Source organism: Mycobacterium sp. E1715 (assembly GCF_001667625.1).
Taxonomy (GTDB): Bacteria; Actinomycetota; Actinomycetes; order Mycobacteriales; family Mycobacteriaceae; genus Mycobacterium.
The window spans coordinates 1-1,276 of the sequence record NZ_LZJJ01000510.1 but is presented as its reverse complement, the minus strand read 5'-3'; the positions used below and the strand labels follow the sequence as shown (position 1 = coordinate 1,276).

Genomic DNA, 1,276 nt, shown 5'->3' with positions numbered 1-1,276 from the left:
GCGGTGGCGGTGTCGTGCGAGGGCCGGTCGTTGACGTATCGGGAGTTGGACGAGGCGTCGAATCGGTTGGCGCATCTGTTGATTGGTCGGGGTGCGCGTCCGGGGGAGTCGGTGGCGGTGGTGTTCTCCCGGTCGGCGGAGGCGATCGTGGCGATCCTGGCCGTGTTGAAGTCGGGGGCGGCGTATTTGCCGATCGATCCGGGGTTGCCGGTGGCGCGGATCGAGTTCATGTTGGCCGACACCGCGCCGGTGGCCGCGTTGACCACGGCGGCGCTGGCCGAGAAGTTGGCCGGGCATGTGCTGCCGGTCGTCGACGTGCACAGCCCTGCCCTGCGGGCGCAGCCGGCCACGGCGCCCGCGGCGGGCCCGGACCCCGAGGATGTCGCGCACGTCATCTACACCTCGGGCACCACCGGGGTGCCCAAGGCGGTGGCGGTCAGCCACGCCAACGTGACCCGGCTGTTCGACGCCCCCGAAGTCGGCGTGGCGTTGGGGCCCGGGCAGGTGTGGACCCAGTTTCACTCGTATGCGTTTGATTTCTCGGTGTGGGAGATCTGGGGGGCGTTGCTGCATGGGGGCCGGTTGGTGGTGGTGCCCGAGGCGGTGGCCCGCTCGCCCAAGGACTTCCACGCGCTGCTGGTCGCTGAGCAGGTGACGGTGCTCAGTCAGACCCCGGCGGCCGTTCGGATGTTGTCGCCGGAAGGCCTGGACTCGGCGGCGCTGGTGATCGGTGCGGAGCCGGTGCCCGCGGAGCTGGTGGACCGCTGGGCACCGGGGCGGGCGATGATGAACGTCTACGGGCCGACCGAGAGCACGATCTTCGCGTCCATGAGCGTCGCGCTGACCGCGAAATCGGGTGCGCCGCCGATCGGGTCGGCGGTGCCGGGGACCGGACTGTTCGTGCTGGATGGCTGGTTGCGGCCGGTGCCGGTCGGGGTGGTCGGGGAGTTGTATGTGGCCGGGCGCGGGGTGGGCCTGGGATACGTGCACCGGGCCGGGTTGACCGCATCGCGGTTTGTGGCGTGCCCGTTCGGCGAGCCCGGACACCGGATGTATCGCAGCGGGGACCTGGTGCGCTGGGGGATCGACGGCCAGCTGCAGTACGTGGGGCGCGCCGACGAGCAGGTCAAGATTCGCGGTTACCGCATCGAGGTCGGCGAGATCCGCTCGGCCCTCGCCGCTTTGGAGGGCGTCGACGAAGCGGTGGTCGTCGTGCGCGAGGACCGCCCCGGCGACAAACGCCTCGTGGGCTACCTCACCGGCACCGCCGACCCCA

1 protein-coding gene is annotated in these 1,276 nt (G+C 71.0%); it reads left to right on the top strand.

Annotation, left to right across the window (positions count from 1 at the left end; translation table 11 throughout):
- The coding region (locus tag A9X03_RS25090; protein ID WP_156746670.1) for an amino acid adenylation domain-containing protein at positions 1-1,276 on the top strand (1,276 nt) is incomplete at both ends.